This window comes from Enterococcus sp. AZ170 (assembly GCF_050545135.1).
Lineage (GTDB): Bacteria > Bacillota > Bacilli > Lactobacillales > Enterococcaceae > Enterococcus_L > Enterococcus_L ureilyticus.
The window spans coordinates 180192-199478 of record NZ_CP172947.1 but is presented as its reverse complement, the minus strand read 5'-3'; the positions used below and the strand labels follow the sequence as shown (position 1 = coordinate 199478).

General features: G+C 37.1%; 18 protein-coding genes. 6 read left to right on the top strand and 12 right to left on the bottom strand.

Annotation, left to right across the window (positions count from 1 at the left end):
- Positions 1–12: 12 nt before the first annotated feature.
- The 3 genes from priA to gmk form a co-directional block, all read right to left on the bottom strand.
- Positions 13–2445 (bottom strand): primosomal protein N', encoded by a 2433-nt coding sequence (gene priA, locus IGJ55_RS00970; RefSeq protein WP_069639157.1) that lies wholly within the window; start codon positions 2443–2445, stop codon positions 13–15.
- A gap of 207 nt (positions 2446–2652) precedes the next feature.
- Entirely contained in the window at positions 2653–2958 is a 306-nt protein-coding gene (gene rpoZ / locus IGJ55_RS00965) for a DNA-directed RNA polymerase subunit omega (protein ID WP_069639156.1), read from the bottom strand.
- A gap of 4 nt (positions 2959–2962) precedes the next feature.
- The gene (gene gmk / locus IGJ55_RS00960; protein WP_069639155.1) at positions 2963–3577 is read right to left on the bottom strand and encodes a guanylate kinase; all 615 of its coding nucleotides are present in this window, start codon (positions 3575–3577) and stop codon (positions 2963–2965) included.
- Between the two features lie 515 nt (positions 3578–4092).
- Between gmk and IGJ55_RS00955 the strand changes: the two genes are divergently transcribed.
- A complete protein-coding gene (locus tag IGJ55_RS00955) occupies positions 4093–5532 on the top strand; it encodes a DUF1958 domain-containing protein (RefSeq protein ID WP_207121710.1) in 1440 nt (479 codons plus the stop codon).
- Between the two features lie 63 nt (positions 5533–5595).
- Here IGJ55_RS00955 and IGJ55_RS00950 read toward each other — a convergent pair whose 3' ends face one another.
- From IGJ55_RS00950 to IGJ55_RS00935, 4 genes are all read right to left on the bottom strand, one after another.
- Positions 5596–5883 carry a hypothetical protein gene (locus IGJ55_RS00950; protein ID WP_069639153.1) on the bottom strand — a complete coding sequence of 96 codons (288 nt, stop codon included), beginning with the start codon at positions 5881–5883 and terminating at the stop codon, positions 5596–5598.
- A gap of 70 nt (positions 5884–5953) precedes the next feature.
- On the bottom strand, positions 5954–6838 hold the full coding sequence (locus IGJ55_RS00945) for a YicC/YloC family endoribonuclease (protein WP_207121709.1): 885 nt from the start codon (positions 6836–6838) through the stop codon (positions 5954–5956).
- Between the two features lie 16 nt (positions 6839–6854).
- Positions 6855–7073, bottom strand: a complete 219-nt coding sequence (locus IGJ55_RS00940) for a YdbC family protein (protein WP_207121708.1) — start codon at positions 7071–7073, stop codon at positions 6855–6857.
- Positions 7070–8767 carry a patatin-like phospholipase family protein gene (locus tag IGJ55_RS00935; protein WP_430607114.1) on the bottom strand — a complete coding sequence of 566 codons (1698 nt, stop codon included), beginning with the start codon at positions 8765–8767 and terminating at the stop codon, positions 7070–7072. Before IGJ55_RS00935 ends, IGJ55_RS00940 begins: the two co-directional genes overlap by 4 nt.
- Positions 8768–8927: 160 nt before the next feature.
- Here IGJ55_RS00935 and IGJ55_RS00930 point away from each other — a divergent pair, with 160 nt between their 5' ends.
- From IGJ55_RS00930 to IGJ55_RS00920, 3 genes are all read left to right on the top strand, one after another.
- On the top strand, positions 8928–10616 hold the full coding sequence (locus tag IGJ55_RS00930; RefSeq protein ID WP_430607112.1) for an Hsp70 family protein: 1689 nt from the start codon (positions 8928–8930) through the stop codon (positions 10614–10616).
- Positions 10617–10887: 271 nt separating this feature from the next.
- Entirely contained in the window at positions 10888–11028 is a 141-nt protein-coding gene (locus IGJ55_RS00925; RefSeq protein WP_207121705.1) for a hypothetical protein, read from the top strand.
- A 17-nt stretch (positions 11029–11045) separates the two neighbouring features.
- Entirely contained in the window at positions 11046–12479 is a 1434-nt protein-coding gene (locus tag IGJ55_RS00920; RefSeq protein WP_429951247.1) for a DUF1958 domain-containing protein, read from the top strand.
- Between the two features lie 169 nt (positions 12480–12648).
- On the opposite strand, the gene IGJ55_RS00915 is transcribed toward IGJ55_RS00920, so the two are convergent.
- From IGJ55_RS00915 to yfmF, 5 genes are all read right to left on the bottom strand, one after another.
- On the bottom strand, positions 12649–13314 hold the full coding sequence (locus IGJ55_RS00915) for a hypothetical protein (protein WP_069639147.1): 666 nt from the start codon (positions 13312–13314) through the stop codon (positions 12649–12651).
- A 274-nt stretch (positions 13315–13588) separates the two neighbouring features.
- Entirely contained in the window at positions 13589–14167 is a 579-nt protein-coding gene (gene pgsA, locus IGJ55_RS00910; RefSeq protein ID WP_430607108.1) for a CDP-diacylglycerol--glycerol-3-phosphate 3-phosphatidyltransferase, read from the bottom strand.
- A gap of 175 nt (positions 14168–14342) precedes the next feature.
- Complete coding sequence (locus IGJ55_RS00905) at positions 14343–15284, bottom strand: helix-turn-helix domain-containing protein (protein WP_429951250.1); 942 nt, start codon at positions 15282–15284, stop codon at positions 14343–14345.
- A 377-nt stretch (positions 15285–15661) separates the two neighbouring features.
- Positions 15662–16954, bottom strand: a complete 1293-nt coding sequence (gene yfmH, locus IGJ55_RS00900; protein WP_430607105.1) for an EF-P 5-aminopentanol modification-associated protein YfmH — start codon at positions 16952–16954, stop codon at positions 15662–15664.
- A complete protein-coding gene (gene yfmF, locus IGJ55_RS00895; protein WP_069639226.1) occupies positions 16947–18215 on the bottom strand; it encodes an EF-P 5-aminopentanol modification-associated protein YfmF in 1269 nt (422 codons plus the stop codon). The genes yfmH and yfmF overlap by 8 nt, the downstream gene beginning before the upstream one ends.
- 204 nt (positions 18216–18419) lie before the next feature.
- Here yfmF and mscL point away from each other — a divergent pair, with 204 nt between their 5' ends.
- Positions 18420–18869 (top strand): large conductance mechanosensitive channel protein MscL, encoded by a 450-nt coding sequence (gene mscL / locus IGJ55_RS00890; RefSeq protein ID WP_069639143.1) that lies wholly within the window; start codon positions 18420–18422, stop codon positions 18867–18869.
- A gap of 164 nt (positions 18870–19033) precedes the next feature.
- Positions 19034–19279 carry a hypothetical protein gene (locus IGJ55_RS00885; RefSeq protein WP_429951255.1) on the top strand — a complete coding sequence of 82 codons (246 nt, stop codon included), beginning with the start codon at positions 19034–19036 and terminating at the stop codon, positions 19277–19279.
- Positions 19280–19287: the final 8 nt, after the last annotated feature.

Below are 19287 nucleotides of genomic sequence, written 5' to 3'. Positions count from 1 at the left end.
GTATGTTTCAAGTCAAATAAAATTCATTGGTTCAGCATCGATCGATAATTTCAATCCCTGTGCCGTGGCCCTTTGAGTGTCGGTCAGTATTTTTTTTAAGATAGTTTGTAAGTTAGGTTCGTTTTTATATTTGATGATCACTTGATAGAAGTACCGATTGTTCACCCTCATGATCGCATTTGGCGTAGGTCCTAGTAAAATACTTTGGTCGGATAACCCTTCTTTTAGTTCTTTGACGATTTCAAACATTTGCTTAGCGGCTTGATTTTCCTCTGGATGGCTGGCCGTAATTTGAACCGTAAAGTAAAATGGCGGATAGTCCCCTCGATGGCGGACGTACATTTCCTTTTGATAAAAGTCTTCATAATCCTGAGCTTTTGCTAACTGAATTGCATAATGTTCTGGATTAAAAGACTGAATGATGACCTCACCAGGTTTTTCTGCTCGACCTGCTCGGCCGCTAACTTGGGTCAACAATTGAAATGTTCGTTCACTCGAACGAAAATCAGGCAGATTAAGTGCTGTATCTGCATTCAACACACCTACTAGTGTCACATTAGGGAAATCTAACCCTTTAGCAATCATTTGTGTACCAAGTAAAATATCTGCTTCATGATGACCAAAGGCCGTCAGAATTTTCTCATGGGCCCCTTTTCGTCTAGTTGTATCTACGTCCATCCGCAACACACGGCTTTCTGGGAACAAGGCTTTGAGTTCTTCTTCGACTTTTTGGGTTCCAGTTCCATAATAACGGATCTTATCTCCACCACAATTAGGACAGTGATAAGGAATTCGTTCTTCGTGGCCACAATAATGGCATTTCATCGTTTTAGTATCCATATGCAGCGTTAGGGAAATATCACAGTTTGGACAAGGTAACACATAGCCACAATCCCGACACATCACAAAAGAGGAATAACCGCGACGATTTAACATCAAAACACTTTGTTCTTTCTTCGCTAGACGATCTCGTATTTTTTCTTGCAGCGCCAGTGAAAATGAAGAGGTATTTTTATTTTGAATTTCTTCACGCATATCGACTACATCAATTGTCGGTAACGTCGCTGTCTGATTAGCTCGTTTAGATAGGACTAATCGTTCGTACACCTTTTTTTGCGCTCGCGCTCTAGTTTCCAATGAAGGCGTCGCACTCCCTAAAACCACAGGACAATGATGGTAGGCTCCTCGCCAAATAGCGAGGTCACGTGCATGATAGCGTGGTGTTTCCTCTTGCTTGTAACTCGCTTCATGCTCTTCATCGATGATCACAACACCTAGATTTTCCAATGGTGCAAAAATAGCAGAACGAACCCCAACCACAACTTGTGCTTCACCACGTTCGATTTTTCGCCACTCATCATATTTTTCCCCTTGCGATAAAGCACTGTGCATTACTGCAACTTGCTCACCAAAACGACTCTTAAAGCGATGGACCATCTGCGGTGTTAGTGAAATCTCCGGCACAAGCATCATAGCGGTTTTTCCTTGATTCAAGACTTCTGCGATTACTTGAAGATAAACTTCTGTTTTTCCGCTTCCCGTGATTCCCTCTAGTAAATAGGTTTGGCTCAACTTTTGATCAACGGATTCTAAAATGTTATCCACAGCGATTTGTTGTTCATTATTCAAAGCTAAAGCCGTCGTCTTTTCAAAGGTCTGATCTGCAAATGGATCACGATACGCTTCTGCCTCAACAAACGTCAACCACTGTCTATTCGCCCCATCATTTAAAACAGCCGTACTAAAGCCTAGCTCTTTCATTTCTTTTACGGTAGTCATTTTTTCTAAGCCAAGTTGTTGTAGATAGTGAATCAATTGTTCTTTTTTCTGAGACCCTTTTCTAAGCTCCATCCGCGCTTCTTCCAATTGCTGGAAGTCTTTTAGCGCTTGTATATAGCGAATCGTTTTGACTCTATTTCGTGTATTGACTTCATAACGAATATCGACTTTTTGTTGTTTTCTCAACTGCATCAACTGAGGCAAAATATTGCGAGCCAACGCGTCGTCCCAAGCGATTTCGTCTAATCCATAAAATAACTCATCTTGAACGGTTGCTTCTAGTTCATCTGTTAAATATATGTACTTGCTATAATCTGCACGCATCACACTTGGCAGCATCGTTTGCAAACAAGTGATCTTAAAGGCAAACGTTTTTTCTTTCATATAATCAGCTAGTTCCAGCAATTCTGTGTTTAAAACTGGTTTTAAATCTAAAACAGAAAGAATCTCTTTCCATTCAAATTTTTGAGCAGCAATCACATCATCAGTTACTTCATCAATCTCCAAGACAAAGCCTTGCAGATGCCGATTCCCATTTCCAAAAGGGACTTCTACCCGCATGCCAACTGCTAATTGTTGTTCTAAGTTAAAAGGAATCAAATAAGTAAACGGTTGGTCTGTCTGCATTGTAGGTACATCAACAATTACTTGTGCCGCTTTTCTCATAAACATTCCTCCATTCTGTAAAAATTTTCTTTTGATGCCAAACGGATTCATCCAGCTTTTCTTTGCTTATTGTACTAAAGAATCAGGTATTTGTCTTGTTCCTCTGATTTCTGTTGTAAAAAATTAAGCTGTACGTCTCGTGTTTCTTTTCATAGCACATAAAAACTGAGATGAAAGCTCTTAATGGTTTCATCCCAGTTTTTTATTTTATAGTCCTTTTTCGTCGCGGATACGATTTTCAAGTTCTTTTTGTTCTTGTTCATGTCTCATTTTTTTCTCTTCTTTTGCCATACGCATTCTTTCACGCTTTTCTTCTGGTCTAGGATCATTGATGACTGTCGCTGCATCGATTTCTTCCAATGCTTGACCCACGCTTTTTACAGATTCAAAGCTTTCAAGAGTTGGTTGCGCGCCTTCATCTAATTCGTGTGCGCGTTTGCTTGCTAGTATAACAAGTGAATATTTTGATGGTACTTCTTTTAATAATGAGTCAATAGATGGTTTTAGCATCATAAGGCTACATCTCCTTCAACATTTTAATATAGTTGCCAATTACTCGATCAACGCGAAAATGTTCACTCGCGATAATTTCCTTGATTCTCTTCACAGCTAAGGGAACTTCATCATTCACAACCGCATAATCATATAATGCCATCATTTCGATCTCTTCGCGAGCCACACGCATCCGTTCTTCGATCACTTCATGATCATCTGTACCGCGCCCTACGATTCGTGATTTTAACTCAGCTAGATCTGGTGGGGTTAGAAAAATGAAGACGCCATCTGGCACCTGCTCTTTGACTTGTTCCGCACCTTGAACTTCGATTTCTAAAAAGACATCTTTTCCCTTATCAAGCGTTTGGTTAACGTAAGAAAGCGGCGTTCCGTAGTAATTCCCTACGTACTGTGCATATTCTAACATTTCACCAGCTTCGATCATTGCTTCAAATTCTTCTTTTGTGCGAAAGTAGTAATCGACTCCTTCTACTTCGCCTTCCCGCATCTTACGGGTAGTCATAGAAATTGAGTACTGAAAATCATTCTCTTCACTATCAAAAATTGCTTTTCGTACTGTTCCTTTACCAACTCCAGAAGGACCTGATAGTACAATTAATAATCCACGCTCTGACATGATGACTTCCTTTCGTTGAAAGCTGAATGAACCTGATTAGTTCTGACTGAAAAATAGGGAAAGTAGATTGTGCTGCTCTTTGGCGCTAGGCAACTTTCATCTTTTTACCAAAGAACTGGTTCATGAAGCTAGATAATTTAAAAGCTGAACAGACTGACTCGTCTGAACAACCATAAGTGATTACAGTATTAGTTCTATAATGCACTTTTTTTCTGTAACTTTCAAGACTTTATCATTAATATCTTTGAAAATAAGATACTTTTTAGTCAGATACTCAGAAACCTGTTTATTTCACTAAAAGTCAATGAAGTATTTGTTCACTTATACTAGTCCTCTAAAATAGCTAGCTTTTTTCCTGAACAATCAAAATTGTCACTTCTATTTACAAAAACATTCTCGAAAAACGTATACAGCACGCCTATTTTTCAAGTAGAATAAAGTGATTGCTTATTTTCAAACAAGGTCAACTACCTGTTTATTTTAAAAAAGTACTAAAAATGAAGGGACTCAAACTTATGATAAAAGGTCACATACTGTCTAAATTAATTAGTAGCCTTCTACTAATTGCATGTCTTTCTCTCGGGAGTTTTATTCAAAAAAGTTATGCAGAAGAAAATTTGATGGACTTTGCAGAAACATCTGGTTTCCCTGTCAAAGAAGCCTATCGCCCTAAAGCATCTATCGTGATTGATGCTGATTCTGGGCAAATTTTGTGGGCAGATCAGCCCGATTTGTCTTGGAGTCCTGCGAGTATCGCTAAAGTTATGACCATGTACTTAGCCTTTGAAGCGATCGAACAAGGGAAATTCACGCTAGATACAACTGTCCAAGCAACTGAAAATGATGTTCGTATTTCACAAATCTACGCATTGAGTAACAATAAAATTAGCTTAGGAATCGATTATCCCGTAAGTGACTTATTCACTATGGTCGCTGTTCCGTCGTCAAACGTCGCTACTTTGATGTTAGCAAATCTGGTTTCTGATCATGATGGTGCTGCTTTTATTCGTAAAATGAATGATAAAGCAGCTGAATTAGGCATGACCAACACCACTTATTTTAATTGTAGCGGAGCACAAATCGCAGCCTTTGACGGACTATATGAAGCTACTGGCATCGATCCTAACGGAGAAAACAAGTCCACAGCGAGAGACCTAGCTATTCTGACTTACAACTTGGTCAAAAAATATCCAGAAGCACTGCAATTTACCAACCAACCAGTCGTTACTACCATGGCAAATACACCGCAAGAAGAAACGTTTGAAACCTACAACTACTCATTACCTGGGGCAAAATATGGTTATGAAGGCGTTGATGGGTTAAAAACAGGTTCTAGCCCAACAGGAGCCTTCAATTACATTGCTACAGCTAAAAAAGACAATATACGACTAATCGAAGTTATTTTAGGTGTAGGGGATTGGTCGGATCAAGAAGGTGAATATGAACGACATTTAGCAGGAAACGCCATTTTAGATCACGCCTTTACTACCTATGAGTATCAAAAATTACTCTCCAAAGGGTCAAACAAAATCAATCAAAAAGAAATCAATATAGAACGAGATTTTTATGGATTTGTAAAAAAGGGCACCGAGCCAAGCTTTACATTAGAAGACGGACAACTTTCTTTGGCTAGCGAATACGGTCAAGTTTCACCAAAAATCCCTGTTAAAAGTGTCAACTACCAAGAGTCTGAAGCCACAAAAACAGAGACTCAACCTGCTAAATCAGACAAAAAGAGTAATACTCCAGTTCGCCTAAAAAAGGGACAAAAACACTTAACCAGCAGCCTTCTTGCTGGATTTGGTTTGTTGTTACTGATCTTTTCAAGCGTCTTTAGAAAACGAGTCGCTGGCGTTAAACGAGGTAGCCGTAAAATCGCCACACCAATGACTTGGCTATTCTTTACGCTAGGTATTCTTTTACTGCTTTTAGCAGGTAGCCTATTTCTTCTATAAAAAACAATTGGACTAAAAACCGCACAATGCATAAAGCGCAATGTGCGGTTTTTATTCACTAGCCTAAAAGCCCATATTCGATAATGTATTCACAACACCCATAATTTCATCATGGCGTTTGATTTTTTTATCTACCGGACCATCTACTTCTTCTACATCCACACGCACAACAAAACGACGATTCAACGTCACAAAAGCCTCTTCGTTCACGCGGATATTTAGTTCATCCTTGGTAAATGATACGCAAGCATCTTCCCAGACCTCAAATGGTTCTCTGTCAGAAATGACTTCTCTTTTCACTACAGATTTCCCACTCAATTCATGGAACGTTACATCATAATAGTTTGACATTCTTATTCACCTCTTTGCTTTCTTCTGTTCAATTATAACGTTAAAAAATAGAATCACAAACTATTTTTCATTATTCAACATTTTGGATTTGCTCACGAATTTTTTCAAGAATGGTTTTCAATTGGACAACAATGTTTTTAATCTCAATAGAACTTGATTTAGAACCCACCGTGTTGACTTCACGATTCATCTCTTGGATCAGAAAATCTAACTCACGACCAACAGGTTCAGCTTGACACAATAATTCCTGTAGCTTAATCACATGAATCGCCAAACGGTCTAATTCTTCGTGGATGTCGCCTTTTTCCAGTAAAATTGCCAGTTCTGTCAATAATCGTGTTTCATCTACTTGACTGCCCAACCAATCATTTAGTTTTGTTTCAAATTTCTCACGATACTCTTTCTCATAAACCGTTACAAAGTCTGTTAATTCATGAACTAGATTGATAAAATCTTGACAATATATGGTCAAAACTTGTTGGATTTTTTGGCCTTCTTGTAGACGACTGGCATCAATTCGTTCTACTGCTTTTTTGACAGTTTCTAAAACCAACAAGCCAAATGTTTCATCCACTTCTTGTTTTTCTGTAACCTCAACATAATCAGAGTTATTCAATAACTGATTGGTTGTTTGGGCTGGATCAAAGACCGTCTCAGGATAATGGGCTGTCAGCTCTTGTTGGACTTCACCCAACAATTGATGAATCAAATCCCAATGAACTAATACCTCTTTATTCCCACTACCGGTTTGCTTAATATTGATGTACGCTTCAATTCGTCCTCGCTGTAACGTTTCTTTCATCAATTGACGAATAGCCATCTCGTAAGGGTTGATCTCTTTTGGTATCCGCAATTGAATATCTAAAAACCGTTGATTGACACTCTTGATTTCTACATCAATTTGGTACGTGTCATTTAAGAATGTTTCTTTTCCAAAACCAGTCATACTTTTCATTGACAGGGTGTCCTCTCTACATGGATTTTATCGCTTTAGCTAACACTTCAAATTCTTCGTTGGTCAAAGTAATGCCTTTGCCCATTTTTTCATGATCTGCCGACCAGTCTCTTAAGTCAAATTTCGGTGGTCGTCCATTCCAACTTACTAAATTAAATTCTTTCCGCCAACCTTGTGTATTTTCTGATAAGATGGCAATTTCTTCTACGATTTCATATGAAAACTCTTGTTTCATTCTTCATCCGCTCCTTTTAGTATAAATTCTTTCATTAAGATTTGTAACACTTGAGCTGGTAATTTATCAAGCAAAAAGATAACACGCTGTGTTTTTTCTTTTTCATCTGCATTCAGTAAATTATTCATTAATGATAACTGTTGTTTATCAGAAAGTAAAAAGTAATCTTCATAGTACCGCAGCAACCATTCTTGAACCGAGATCATTCCTCTAGATTCTATAAAATCGGTCTTCATTTGACCAGTTTTTTGTAGCATCTCTGCTAGCTCTTGGATTGTATATAACTTCGATGCAGAGATTTCTTGACTCTTGGCTAATAATTCTACCAAAACCAGTCCAAGATTTTCGGTATACACCCTGTCTTTATAAACTTTACGCAATTTCTTGCAGATTTTATTTTGTTGTTCTAAAGAAGTCCATAGTTTTATTTGATAGGTCTCTTTGATAAAAGTGAAAAAATCTTGCTGAAAGTTCTCTAAACGAGCGATTGTTTCATCCACTGTGTACCAGTAGCCAAAATAATTTCTCCGGATTGCCTTGATCGTTTCTAGATAACCTAATTGGATATTTTGGGTTGAACGAACCCCATCAAATAAAAGGACTGCTCCCATCGACCACGGTGTTTGCAAGGTCAGACAACTGGTTGTTGCAGGTATTTTTACAGGCTTTGTGATTCCTGGACCTTTCACATCCACGATAATGCATTCTGTTGCACCCTTGCGCAACGCAATATCTACTGGTATATTATTGCGATAACCACCGTCTATATAATAGTTATCAGCGATTTTCGTTGCAGCCATAGCTGGAAAAAATGACGCCGAAGCTAACAGCCATCTTTGCCATTGATCACTGTGACAGTCATTAAAATGAATATTCTTTTCTTGCATAGTTGGCAACTCTGTCGTAACCAAGTAAAAATCTGCGGTGACTTGCTGTATCCGCTCTTTTGAAAAAGTATCATGAATCAACTTTTGCAAAGGTTTTGTCGAGACTCCTTTGGATTGAATCGCGCTCAAAGTAAACAAGCCGATTTGACTCATCATACCACCTAACGTATCACTTGTTACGTCAGGTGTAGGAAAAGAGAGAATTTGATTCGTTTCAATTTTTTCCCACATATTTTTAGCCGCTTCAAAATCATCTTGCAAGATCAGAGCACCATTAAGCGCACCTACTGAGGTCCCAGTAATGATTTTAATAGGAATTTCTAGCTCTTTCAATGCTTGCCAAACGCCAATTTGATACGCACCTCTTGCGCCGCCGCCACCTAAAATCAAGCTCGTATGATACTGCAACTCTTTGACAACTACTCGATTTGATTCTACTACATAACCATAGTTTAAAAACACTTCTTGCAAATGAAGGGTTAGCGACTGCGGAAACAAAAAGGTGATTTTTGGTTGAAAGGTTTGTTTGAATAAGCGCTCTATAGCTAAAAAAATTGCTGTCCAGCTGTTTTTCAGATTTTCTTGCATCAATAAATTTGTGACTCTCCCCGCTTCCACGGTCATAAATAAATAAGGGGTTTTCCCTTTGTAAATGACATATCCAGCCCCAGAATTCTCTCGTACCTTTTTACTAAATACTTGTCTCGCCAAAGTGTGTGTCTCATAAAAAGGCAGTAGCTGAATACTTCTTGTTACTCGTTCAGCAAAATTCGGCCATTCTGAAGCAACCATTTGCTCACTTCTCATTACAAACACCTCCATCAGTTAAAGTATACCAAAATAATCCAAAAATTACTTTTTATTAAAAAAAGCCAAAAAGCATACTTTTTTACTCTTGTTTCACGTAAAATGAAATAGACCTATTTTTATAGGAGAATATAGAAGTTGGTAAAAAAAGGAGAATATTATGGGGATAATCGGAATTGATTTAGGGACATCAAATAGTTTAGTGTCTTTTTGGGATGGCACGACCGTTCAACTGATTAAGAATCAATTTGGACAAACACTCACACCGTCAGTCGTCGGCGTGGATGATAACGGTGATATTTTGATTGGAGCGATTGCTAAAGAACGGCTGATCAGTCATCCACAATTAACGGCAGCTACCTTTAAACGATTTATGGGAACGGATAAAACATATGATTTAGGCGGACATTCCTTTACACCTATCGAATTGTCTTCTTTCATTTTGCGCAGTTTGAAAGAAGATGCTGAAACAGTTTTACAGCAACCATGTAATGATGTTGTGATCAGTGTACCAGCTTATTTTAATAATGCGCAACGTGAAGCAACTATAGAAGCGGCGAAGTTAGCAGGCTTGACTGTGCAAAATCTGATTAGCGAACCTACAGCAGCTGCTATAGCTTATGGTTTCCACAAAGAAGCCGATCAATCGATCTTAGTCGTTGATTTAGGTGGTGGAACCTTTGACGTGTCTTTATTGGAGATGTTCGACGGTATCATGCAAGTAGAAGCTATTTCTGGAGATAACCACTTAGGCGGAGAAGACTTCACTCAGGTGATCGTCAGAGACTGCATAAGCGAGCTTAAATTAACCGGTACTGTTTTACCTGCAATAACACAATCTGTGTTATACCAAAAAGCAGAGCTATTGAAGCATACATTAACAACACAATTATTAGACTCATTTGATTTTGAATGGGAAGATACTACCTACTCTTACCAGCTATCGCAAGAACATTACAAAGAACTTTGTGAGCCGTTACTTGCTAAAATGCGTCAACCGATCAGTCGTGTTTTAAATGATGGCCGAATCAGTATTCAGGAGGTCGATCAAGTCATTTTGATCGGTGGAGCTACAAAAAATCCGATTGTTCGCAACTATTTTGCCCGTTTGTTAAAAACGATCCCTTACACGCAAATCAATCCGGATGAAGCAGTGGGTCGTGGAGCAGGACTTCAAGCTGCTTTAAAACAAGACCGCTCGATGGTCAGTGAAATGATCTTAACAGACGTTTGCGGGCATACCCTAGGTGTCGACTCTGTTAATCAAACTAGTACAGGCTATATCGATGGTGTCTTTTCCCCGATTATTGAACGAAATACCACGATCCCTGTCAGTAAAATGAAAACTTTTTATACACTGAGAGATAACCAAGATCATGTTCATTTCGCAATTTACCAAGGAGAAAATCCAATGGCAAAAGATAATTTAAAAATCGGTGAATTGGATATTAAGATTCCTCCTGCACCAGAAAATAGTCCCATTGATTGTCGGTTCACCTATGATTCTAATGGCCTTTTGGAAGTACTCGTCACCGATCAAAGTGGTCGTTCTAAACAATTGATCATTGAAAGCTCTCCTGGAAAACTAACACAAAAACAAATGCAGGAAAGTTTAGCAAAATTAAACGCACTAAAAGTTCATCCACGAGATCGCGCTGAAAATCGTTTATTACTAGCACGTTTAGAACGTCTCTATGCAGAAACAACAGGAGCCATGAGAGAACAAGTTCAATTACTACTCTTTCATTTCAGAGATGTCCTAGAAAAACAAGAAGAAATTTTAACGAAACGAACTGCGGCCGAAATCACCCAACAACTAGATGAGCTAGAAAAAGGATTATGGTTATGAGTCCCTAAAAAATTTTAATGCTTGCTACGATCAATTGAACTAAATTCAGAAAGTCTAACTACTATTATTCTAAAAAAATTCCTATTTTCTGACAATCAACAGCAAAATCTGTTAGAATACACTGACTACCTTTCAGAAAATATGAATACTGTTATAGAAAATAAATTGAATCCCCTATTTCTTAAAATTGACAAAAGAGTCTCTATATCTCGTGAAACAACCTCAAATAAAATTTATTGTTTCTGATTAAGATAATGACCAAGAAGAAAAATTGATACGTACATTTGATGAACAAGGTAGATTAGCGCACGTTTTTAGACCTAACTGGGAAGAAGTTGTCGAGGAAATGATTCATTATTCTAATCGAGAAGCTTTCAAAAATATCCCGATTTTACTAGAAGAACCTGATTAATGACAAAGGATGTTTATATGAAGAAAAGAAACGTTTTATTGAAAATTTGCTCACTTATATTAGTTATAGGTTATTTTTCAGGCATTTTTACGGCTGCTGACGCTTATGCCCAAGAAGATATTTTAACGATCACTCAAAATGCCGGCTATCAAACAAACGAAGTATACAAACCTCAGGCCTCAATCGTGATTGAAGCTCAAACTGGGCAAGTCCTTTGGGAAGATAATCCCGACTTAAAATGGAATCCAGCCAGTATCGCCAAGTTAATGTCCGTTTATCTTGTTTTTGAAGCGATGAAACAAGGTAAATTTACGTTGGATACCACAGTTAAAGCGACAGATAGCGACCAAGCAATTTCTCAAATTTACGAGTTAAGTAACAATTCGATCGTTGCAGGTGTCGATTATCCTGTTCGTGATTTGCTTTATGCAACTCTTGTTCAGTCATCTAATGTGGCAACTGTGATGCTAGCTAATTTAGTCACAGCAAACGATGAAGCAAAGTTTATCCATATGATGAATGATAAAGCCAAAGAACTCGGTATGACAAATTCAACATTTTATAATTGCAGCGGTGCTGAAACAGGTTCTTTCAACGGTTACTACAAACCAGAAGGAATCGATCCTAACGCTGATAACATAACAACTGCTCGAGATTTGGCGATCTTATCTTATCACTTATTAAAAAATTATCCAGATACAGTCATGTATACTAGTCCAACCCAAATCACCATTATGGAAAATACACCCTACGCTGAGATTTTGGAAAATCATAACTATTCTTTACCTGGCTTAGCGTATGGCTATGAAGGGGCTGATGGGTTAAAAACAGGATCCAGTCCTACTGGTGGTTTCAACTATGCAGCAACTGCTAAACGTGAAAATACGCGTTTGATCGAAATTGTATTAGGTGTTGGAAATTGGGAAGATCAAGAAGGTGAACTTCAACGCCACGCATTTGGTAATGCCCTTTTCGACAAGGCTTTTGCCACCTATGAGTATAAACAATTGCTTTCTAAAGGAAATCAGACCATCAATAAAGAAGAAGTAATCTTAGATCAAGATTTTTATGGTGTTATTCAAAAAAATACCGAACCAGTTTTTACACTATCTGCTAATACATTAACAATGAATAATGGCCTTGCTCAAGTCTCCCCTACGATCAAAGCGCCAAGTGCTGAATTTAAATACGCTAAAAAGCTAAAAGCATTACAAAACTCGCCTCTCCTTAAAAATACAAAGAAGAAGAATAGTTTTTCAACCTTTTTCCTTAACGGCTTGTTGATTATTCTAGGTCTCTTGTTTGCGGTCTTATCAAAGCTGTTTAAAAAAGAAGCAACAGATGCAAACAAGGCGAAAAAATTCAATCTGTTATTAACCATAGGGATTTTATTTATTCTTGCCGGAATTGGTCTCAGTATTTATACAGTGATTTTTGGACCTTTAATTTGATTATATTTTTAATGATATTGATAACGAAAAACAGTGAAGAATCGCTTCTTCACTGTTTTTATTTGCTTTGCCAACATGACTTGGCAAATCTATACTTTATAAGATTCACACAAATTTGGGTAAGAAATTGGGTCAGAATATTAAAAATTAGTATTTAGATAGTAGGGAATTATTTATTTTTCTTTAGTTGTTTGATTTCTTTTTCGATTTGGCTAATTTGTTTACCTAAAGTTTTTTGTTCATTTTTATCACGTGAAACTTTTTTCTTATTGATCAATTCTTGTTTTTCTTGGATCAAGGCATTGATTTTAGCTGTATTATCTTCTACTGATGTAGATGGTGTTGTCGCCTCTTCTGTTGAACCGCCTGTTGTGCTACCATTTTTCAACGCTTGAATTTCGCGTTCGATTTCACCAATACGGATACCCAAGGCTTTTTGCTCTTTCGGATCACGACTAACTTTTTTCTTGTTGATTGCTTCCTGTTTTTCTTGGATCAAGGCATTGATTTTTGAAGTTGTATCTTCGCCTGACGTTGGTGGTGGTGTTGTATTTCCAGTTGAACCGCCTGTTGATCCGCCTATTTTTAATGCTTGGATTTCACGTTCGATTTCACCGATACGGATGCCTAAAGCTTTTTGTTCTTGCCAATCACGACTAACTTTTTTCTTATTGATCGCTTCTTGTTTTTCTTGAATCAACTCATTGATTTTTTCAGTATTATCTACAAATTGAGTTGAGTTTGCCTGTACTTGAGTCGCACTTGCTAAAAATCCTGTTCCTCCGATTGATAAAGCTAAACCAGCAACTACTGCACCTTTTACAAATTTGTTCATTCTAAATTCCTCCAATTTATTTTTTTGTTCGAATACTACTGTTTATATGATAATAGTCCCGATACACAGATTATACCCACTGTTTCAAAAAAAGTAAACTATTATTTTATAAATAGTAGTGTTGATTATTTCCACTTTGATCGAAAAAGTTTAAAAAGACTGTTATATCAAGGATTTATGCTCTTTTTTTTAAATAAAAAAGGTTAAAAAAATACCCTTTTTACATGAGATCAAGTAAAAAGGATATTTTTTTCATCATTAGAGGAAATAATCGTTACATTGAGCCTTTAAATACATCTGCATTTTTCACAAAATAATCGACTCCTGAATAGATCGTAAACAGCAGACAAATATACAACATGATTTGATCAACAGGAAAACCAATTGCTGTAAACGGAATATTATTGATAAACAATAAGATGATTGCCACCATCTGCGTTGCCGTTTTTACTTTTCCTGGCCAAGCAGCAGCCATTACTTCGCCGCCTTCAACTAATAACAAGCGTAATCCAGTTACAGCTAGTTCTCTACATACAATAATCGCAACGACCCAAGTTGGTGCTTTTTGTTGTCCTACTAAAATGATAAAAGCAGTCATCACCAACATTTTATCTGCCAATGGATCAGCGAATTTACCGAAATTTGTTACTAAACCACGTGCACGAGCAATTTTTCCGTCCAACCAGTCGGTAATACTTGCTACTGCAAAAATGATCGCTCCAACTAATTGCGTAACTGCTAGAGATGTACCCGCTATGGTAAGTGTACCCCAATCCATCGGTATGCTAACGACAGCGATAAAAATTGGAATCATGAATATTCTAATAACTGTTAATTTATTTGGTAAGTTCAATGCCTGTTGCCCCTCTCTTCTATTTACCTATTTTACGTTATCTTATAGAAGGTGTCACGAAAAATGATATTTTTTTTATTCAAAAATGGAATACTCACGTAAGTTCTCAAAAAATAAGCGATGAACAGTGTTTCGTTGTCCTTCGCTTATTTCTTGTGTCCTTAATTGCGGATCTTTATTGTGCTGGTTGTGAGTGCTCAGATTGTTGTGTTTGTGCATAAGCTAATGACATATTGATATTTCTCGGTCCAATTCCTGTACCATTCGGATTGAATTCCGCTTTTTGACCATCTAATTTAAATTCCATGTACTCAGATGCACCTAGACTAACAACAATCTGCGTTGTACCTGCTGGAATTTCAACAGATTTAGGTTGCCCTGGCTGAATCGTCTCTTGATAAAAATAGCCATTATCATTATTAGCAGCTGTCGCAATATAAACACCAACCCAACAAGGCCCAGTTACAGCACTAAATTCAAGCTTAGCAGGCTCTGAAACATTGATTGCATTCATATTCACTGTCACACCTGATTCACTAACAAAATTCACTTCAGTTGGTGCTTTAGGCTCTGATGAAGAACTTGATGTTGACGATTCTGTCGTGCTTGTACTTGAAGCCAACGATTGACTTGATTCAGAACTAGGCGTCGAATCTGATTCTCTGATTATCTCAGAGGCTGGCGTTTGAATGATTGGATTTGCTTGACGATCTTGCCATGTAATATAAAAAACAACAATTGCAATGGCTAATCCAATCAAAGAAAAAATAACCGCAGGTAAACTTTGCATGAAACGTTTGCCCTGACTGTTTTCATCATACATTTGCGTTCGTGATTCATCTAATGTTTGGTATTGGATCGCTGTTTCTATATCTTCTGGTTCCTCGATCCCATCATAAATTTCCACTAATTCATTGCCATCTAGTCCTACTGCACTTGCGTATTGACGAATAAACGCACGCACATAAAAAGTTCCCGGCATAGAATCAAAGTCATTCTCTTCGATAGCGATCAAATAACGCTTTTGTGTCTTAGTAATTTGCTGCAATTCGTCTAATGACATGTTTTGCTGCAGTCGTGCATCTCTTAATTTTTTTCCTATATTTACGCTGGCCACTCGTCCATCTTCTCCAGTCTCTCTAATTTATCAATTTTGCCTATTTAAAGCAGGCTTTCATTCAGTAATCCGTTCTCGCATCTGTCTCTGTAAGAGTTAGATAGTCTATCTTTGTATCGATTCCTATCTCACAGTGCTCTGTAAAATCTTTGGGTAAATCCTTAGATTAAGCTATTCAAAGAGCTGATAGATTTACTTTACTCTACTTATCTAAGCATACCATAAAAAATTACTGATGAGGGTAACATTTTTGAAAGTTTTCAACTAAATTTCGGACTTTTTTTGTTTCTGCTATTCAGAGTTCAAGCAAGCCTTATCATCTTGGCTACATCACATACAACATACTTCAAAGGCTTGCTCTCTCACTAGTTCGATCCTTATTTTTTAGGATACATATAAAAGCGACTCAATCCTTCTTGATTGATGAATACTTTTGCTACGTTTTTCACGTCCGCTAATTGAACACTCTCGATTACTTCTGGTGTATCAAACAACGTTGTTTCCCCAAAAAGTGATTGTGAAAATTGATTGGCGATATATTCTAGTGAATTTAAAGATTGGAAGTATTTGCCAATCATTTTTTTCTTCAATAAAGATAAGTTGGCTTCTGTCAATTCAGGGTTTCCATCTACCGTTAGAAGAATTTCTTCAATCCGTTGTGCCAATAGTTCCGGCTGATCACTGTCACCGCCAAAATCTGCAAAATGAAAACTGCGATCTAAATTAAATTCATAACCAAAACTATCATCCAATAACCCTTCATTATACAAATTCAAATAATTTTGAGAGGTGTTACCGAATAATAATTGCAATAAAAGATTGGCAGTCGTTTTATATTTAAGTAATTCTTTCCCATCTGTTGGCACTTCATCCAGACCCTTCAAGCCCACGATCACTTTAGAACGGCTGATTGGCATCTCGATTGAACTTTCTTTAATGATATCTGCTGCTGTTTCTTTTGGAAAATGGCGTTTGATCGGCATTGCTTTCGTAAATGTTTTGGCCGATTGATTATTTCGGATAAACGTCATCATTTCTTCTGGTTTCATTTTTCCAACAACAAATAATGTCATATTGCTCGGATGATAAAATGTGTTGTAGCAGGTATACAGATCTTCTGCGGTAATTTCCCCAATACTTTCAACTGTCCCAGCAATATCAATGTGTAGCGGATGCTTTGGATAAAGGTTGCCCAACGTGCCAAAAAATAAGCGCCAGTTTGAATCATCCAAATACATTTGAATCTCTTGTCCAATGATTCCTTTTTCTTTCTCAACTGTTTCTTTTGTAAAATACGGATCTTGAACAAAATCTAATAAGGTTTCTAAATTTTGTTCCACTTGATCTGTTGTTGAAAAAAGATAGCTTGTTTTTGTAAAACTTGTAAATGCATTAGCAGAAGCACCTTGACGTCCGAATTGTTGAAAAACATCGCCGTCTTCTTTTTCAAACATTTTATGTTCTAGGAAATGAGCGATTCCATCAGGCACCTTAATAAAATCTTTTTCACCGATTGGTACAAATTCATTATCGATCGAACCGTAGTTTGTAGTGAACAAGCCATAGGTCTTGTTATAGTCTTCTTTCGGCAATAAATAAACAGTCAATCCATTTTCTAGGACTTCTGTATAGAGAACTTCGTTGATTTGTGGATATTCTTTTTTATTCATCGATTTTTTCTCCTTCCAAAAAGAAAATGGCTTGTAATTGGACCAATTTAGCTACTCGTTGAACATCTGCCACTGTGACAGCCTCCATCCGACGAAGCCACTCATCATCTTTTAAACGTAGGTGGGGAATCAAATCATTCAAGTATTCATTTTCTAAAACTGCTCCCGCATTATCTAAAGAAAGTAAATATTGATTTTTTAACATTGCTTTGGTTTGTTTGATTTCTAAATCTGTGACTTTTCCTTGACGGATATTTTCTAATTCCGTTGCAATCAAATGCAGCACTTGATTACGATTACTTCCGTCAATTCCTGTCTGAACACTTAGGAAGCCGCGGAATGTATCAATACTACTAGACGCATAATACGCTAGATTTTCTTTCTCCCGGACGTTCATAAATAATTTAGAATGCGGAAATCCACCGAAAACTCCATTAAATATTTGCAAGGCAAAATAATTCTCATCACCATAATAAACATCAGTATGATAGCCTAAATTCAACTTAGATTGCGCTAATGGCTCTTGTTCAGAACGTTCTTCAATGACATTTCTTGAGGGTTGTGCATAAAAAATATCAGCGATTCCTGATGCGCGGTCTTCAAAGGGCAATTTACTGAATAGCGCAGTAACTGCTGCTGCTTCGACATCTCCAAGGACAAAAATATCCACTTGGTCTTCACGTAACATTTGTTGATGATATGCAGCAATACTAGTTGACGTTTCCTTTTCCAAATCGGTACTATTGCCGAAACTTGGGATTTTTTGATCTTCTGACTGACTAAAATATAGGTTTTGTAATGCCAAAGAAGAATAGACTTGCTTATCTTCAGAAATGCTTTCATAGTAGGCTTTTAAATTTTCTTTTTCACGCTGGAATGTTTCTTCCTCAAATTTCCCATCAATGATATTGGGATAAAATAAGATTTCTTTGACAAAATCAACTGCATCCGCCAAAACATGACTATGCTCCAAGTACTTATCATTGACCAAATTGATTGAGAGATTCAACCAATGCAAATTGCCTTTTTTGTTAACATTGATGCCAAAGCTAGCACCATATAATTCTGCTAATTTCTCACTTAGTTTCACTTGATCTGGGTAATTTAAACTATTTGTTTCAAGTAAGCTAGATAGCAGCGTCCGCTTCGTTATTGTTTCTTTATTCAAACGCGTATTAAAACGAACTAAAATACGCACCGTTTTATATTTTTCTGTTGGTACAACATGTAAATTGACCCCTTGTGCTAATGTGATCGGCATCTTGTCAGCTCCTCTTTGCTTTTCATCATAATAAAGCCCAGTCTGAAATACAATCATCTGGACGTTTTTAAATGTTTTTTTAAGATTTTCTACATCCATTTAATTATAGCACAGCTCATCAGTCTTTCCTTGCTGGAAGAGTCTTTCATTTCAATTTTTTTCATTTTTTCTGTATACTAAATTTGAGAAAGGGAGGTTAAACTTATGATCAAAGAATTTAAAGAATTTATTATGCGTGGCAATGTCCTTGATTTAGCTGTTGGGGTTGTTATTGGTTCTGCTTTTACTGCGATTGTGACACAAATCGTCAATGGATTGATTACGCCGCTCGTTAGCTTAGTTTTCGTGCTGACCACTGGAGAAAAAAGTGCAGATGACGCGTTAGGCGCACTTGTTTTTAACATTAAAGGCGTGGCATTCAACATTGGGGATGTGATCAGTGCTCTTATTACCTTTTTAATTACAGCCTTTGTTTTATTCCTAATCGTAAAAGCTGTCAATAAGATGAAAAAGAAACCACAACCTGAGGAAGAAGAAGTTGCGGGTCCTACAACAGATGATTTATTAGAACAAATCCGTGATTTGTTAGCAGCACAAAATACTGCGACAACACTGAATGCTACGAAAGATCATGCTGAGAATCATAAAGAATAATTAGCAATAATAACTATTTAGTCACCTGAAAACTTTTCCAACAAATGGCTCTCCATTTGTTGGAAAAGTTTTTTTGATTGATGAACAATTCTTAAAAAAACAACATTTTACCAGTGATTGCGCTATACTAAAGACAGTCTGTACCATATCAGGGAGGAAATAGGATGAGAAGAAAATGGACTGTAGCTAGTGCTTACATATTAATTTTTGGGTTTCTTGCCGGGATAATCGATCCTCGCCTAGGAACGCTTGTTTTCAATTGTGCTTTGGGGCTTGCGCTTATCGTTGGTGGTTGGCAACTTAAAATAAAGCAAAGTTGGATCGCTCGAATTATTTTTGCATTAGGTGTGCTTTGGTTTTTATACTTATTTTTATATTATGTAACCGGGTTTAACAATCCTCAATTTTGATTTTCATA

Coding starts and splice junctions, on each gene's coding strand:
- priA (WP_069639157.1), bottom strand. CDS start 2,445: ATGAGAAAAGCGGCACAAGTAATTGTTGATGTACCTACAATGCAGACA.
- rpoZ (WP_069639156.1), bottom strand. CDS start 2,958: ATGATGCTAAAACCATCTATTGACTCATTATTAAAAGAAGTACCATCA.
- gmk (WP_069639155.1), bottom strand. CDS start 3,577: ATGTCAGAGCGTGGATTATTAATTGTACTATCAGGTCCTTCTGGAGTT.
- IGJ55_RS00955 (WP_207121710.1), top strand. CDS start 4,093: ATGATAAAAGGTCACATACTGTCTAAATTAATTAGTAGCCTTCTACTA.
- IGJ55_RS00950 (WP_069639153.1), bottom strand. CDS start 5,883: ATGTCAAACTATTATGATGTAACGTTCCATGAATTGAGTGGGAAATCT.
- IGJ55_RS00945 (WP_207121709.1), bottom strand. CDS start 6,838: ATGAAAAGTATGACTGGTTTTGGAAAAGAAACATTCTTAAATGACACG.
- IGJ55_RS00940 (WP_207121708.1), bottom strand. CDS start 7,073: ATGAAACAAGAGTTTTCATATGAAATCGTAGAAGAAATTGCCATCTTA.
- IGJ55_RS00935 (WP_430607114.1), bottom strand. CDS start 8,767: ATGAGAAGTGAGCAAATGGTTGCTTCAGAATGGCCGAATTTTGCTGAA.
- IGJ55_RS00930 (WP_430607112.1), top strand. CDS start 8,928: ATGGGGATAATCGGAATTGATTTAGGGACATCAAATAGTTTAGTGTCT.
- IGJ55_RS00920 (WP_429951247.1), top strand. CDS start 11,046: ATGAAGAAAAGAAACGTTTTATTGAAAATTTGCTCACTTATATTAGTT.
- IGJ55_RS00915 (WP_069639147.1), bottom strand. CDS start 13,314: ATGAACAAATTTGTAAAAGGTGCAGTAGTTGCTGGTTTAGCTTTATCA.
- yfmH (WP_430607105.1), bottom strand. CDS start 16,954: ATGAATAAAAAAGAATATCCACAAATCAACGAAGTTCTCTATACAGAA.
- yfmF (WP_069639226.1), bottom strand. CDS start 18,215: ATGCCGATCACATTAGCACAAGGGGTCAATTTACATGTTGTACCAACA.
- mscL (WP_069639143.1), top strand. CDS start 18,420: ATGATCAAAGAATTTAAAGAATTTATTATGCGTGGCAATGTCCTTGAT.
- IGJ55_RS00885 (WP_429951255.1), top strand. CDS start 19,034: ATGAGAAGAAAATGGACTGTAGCTAGTGCTTACATATTAATTTTTGGG.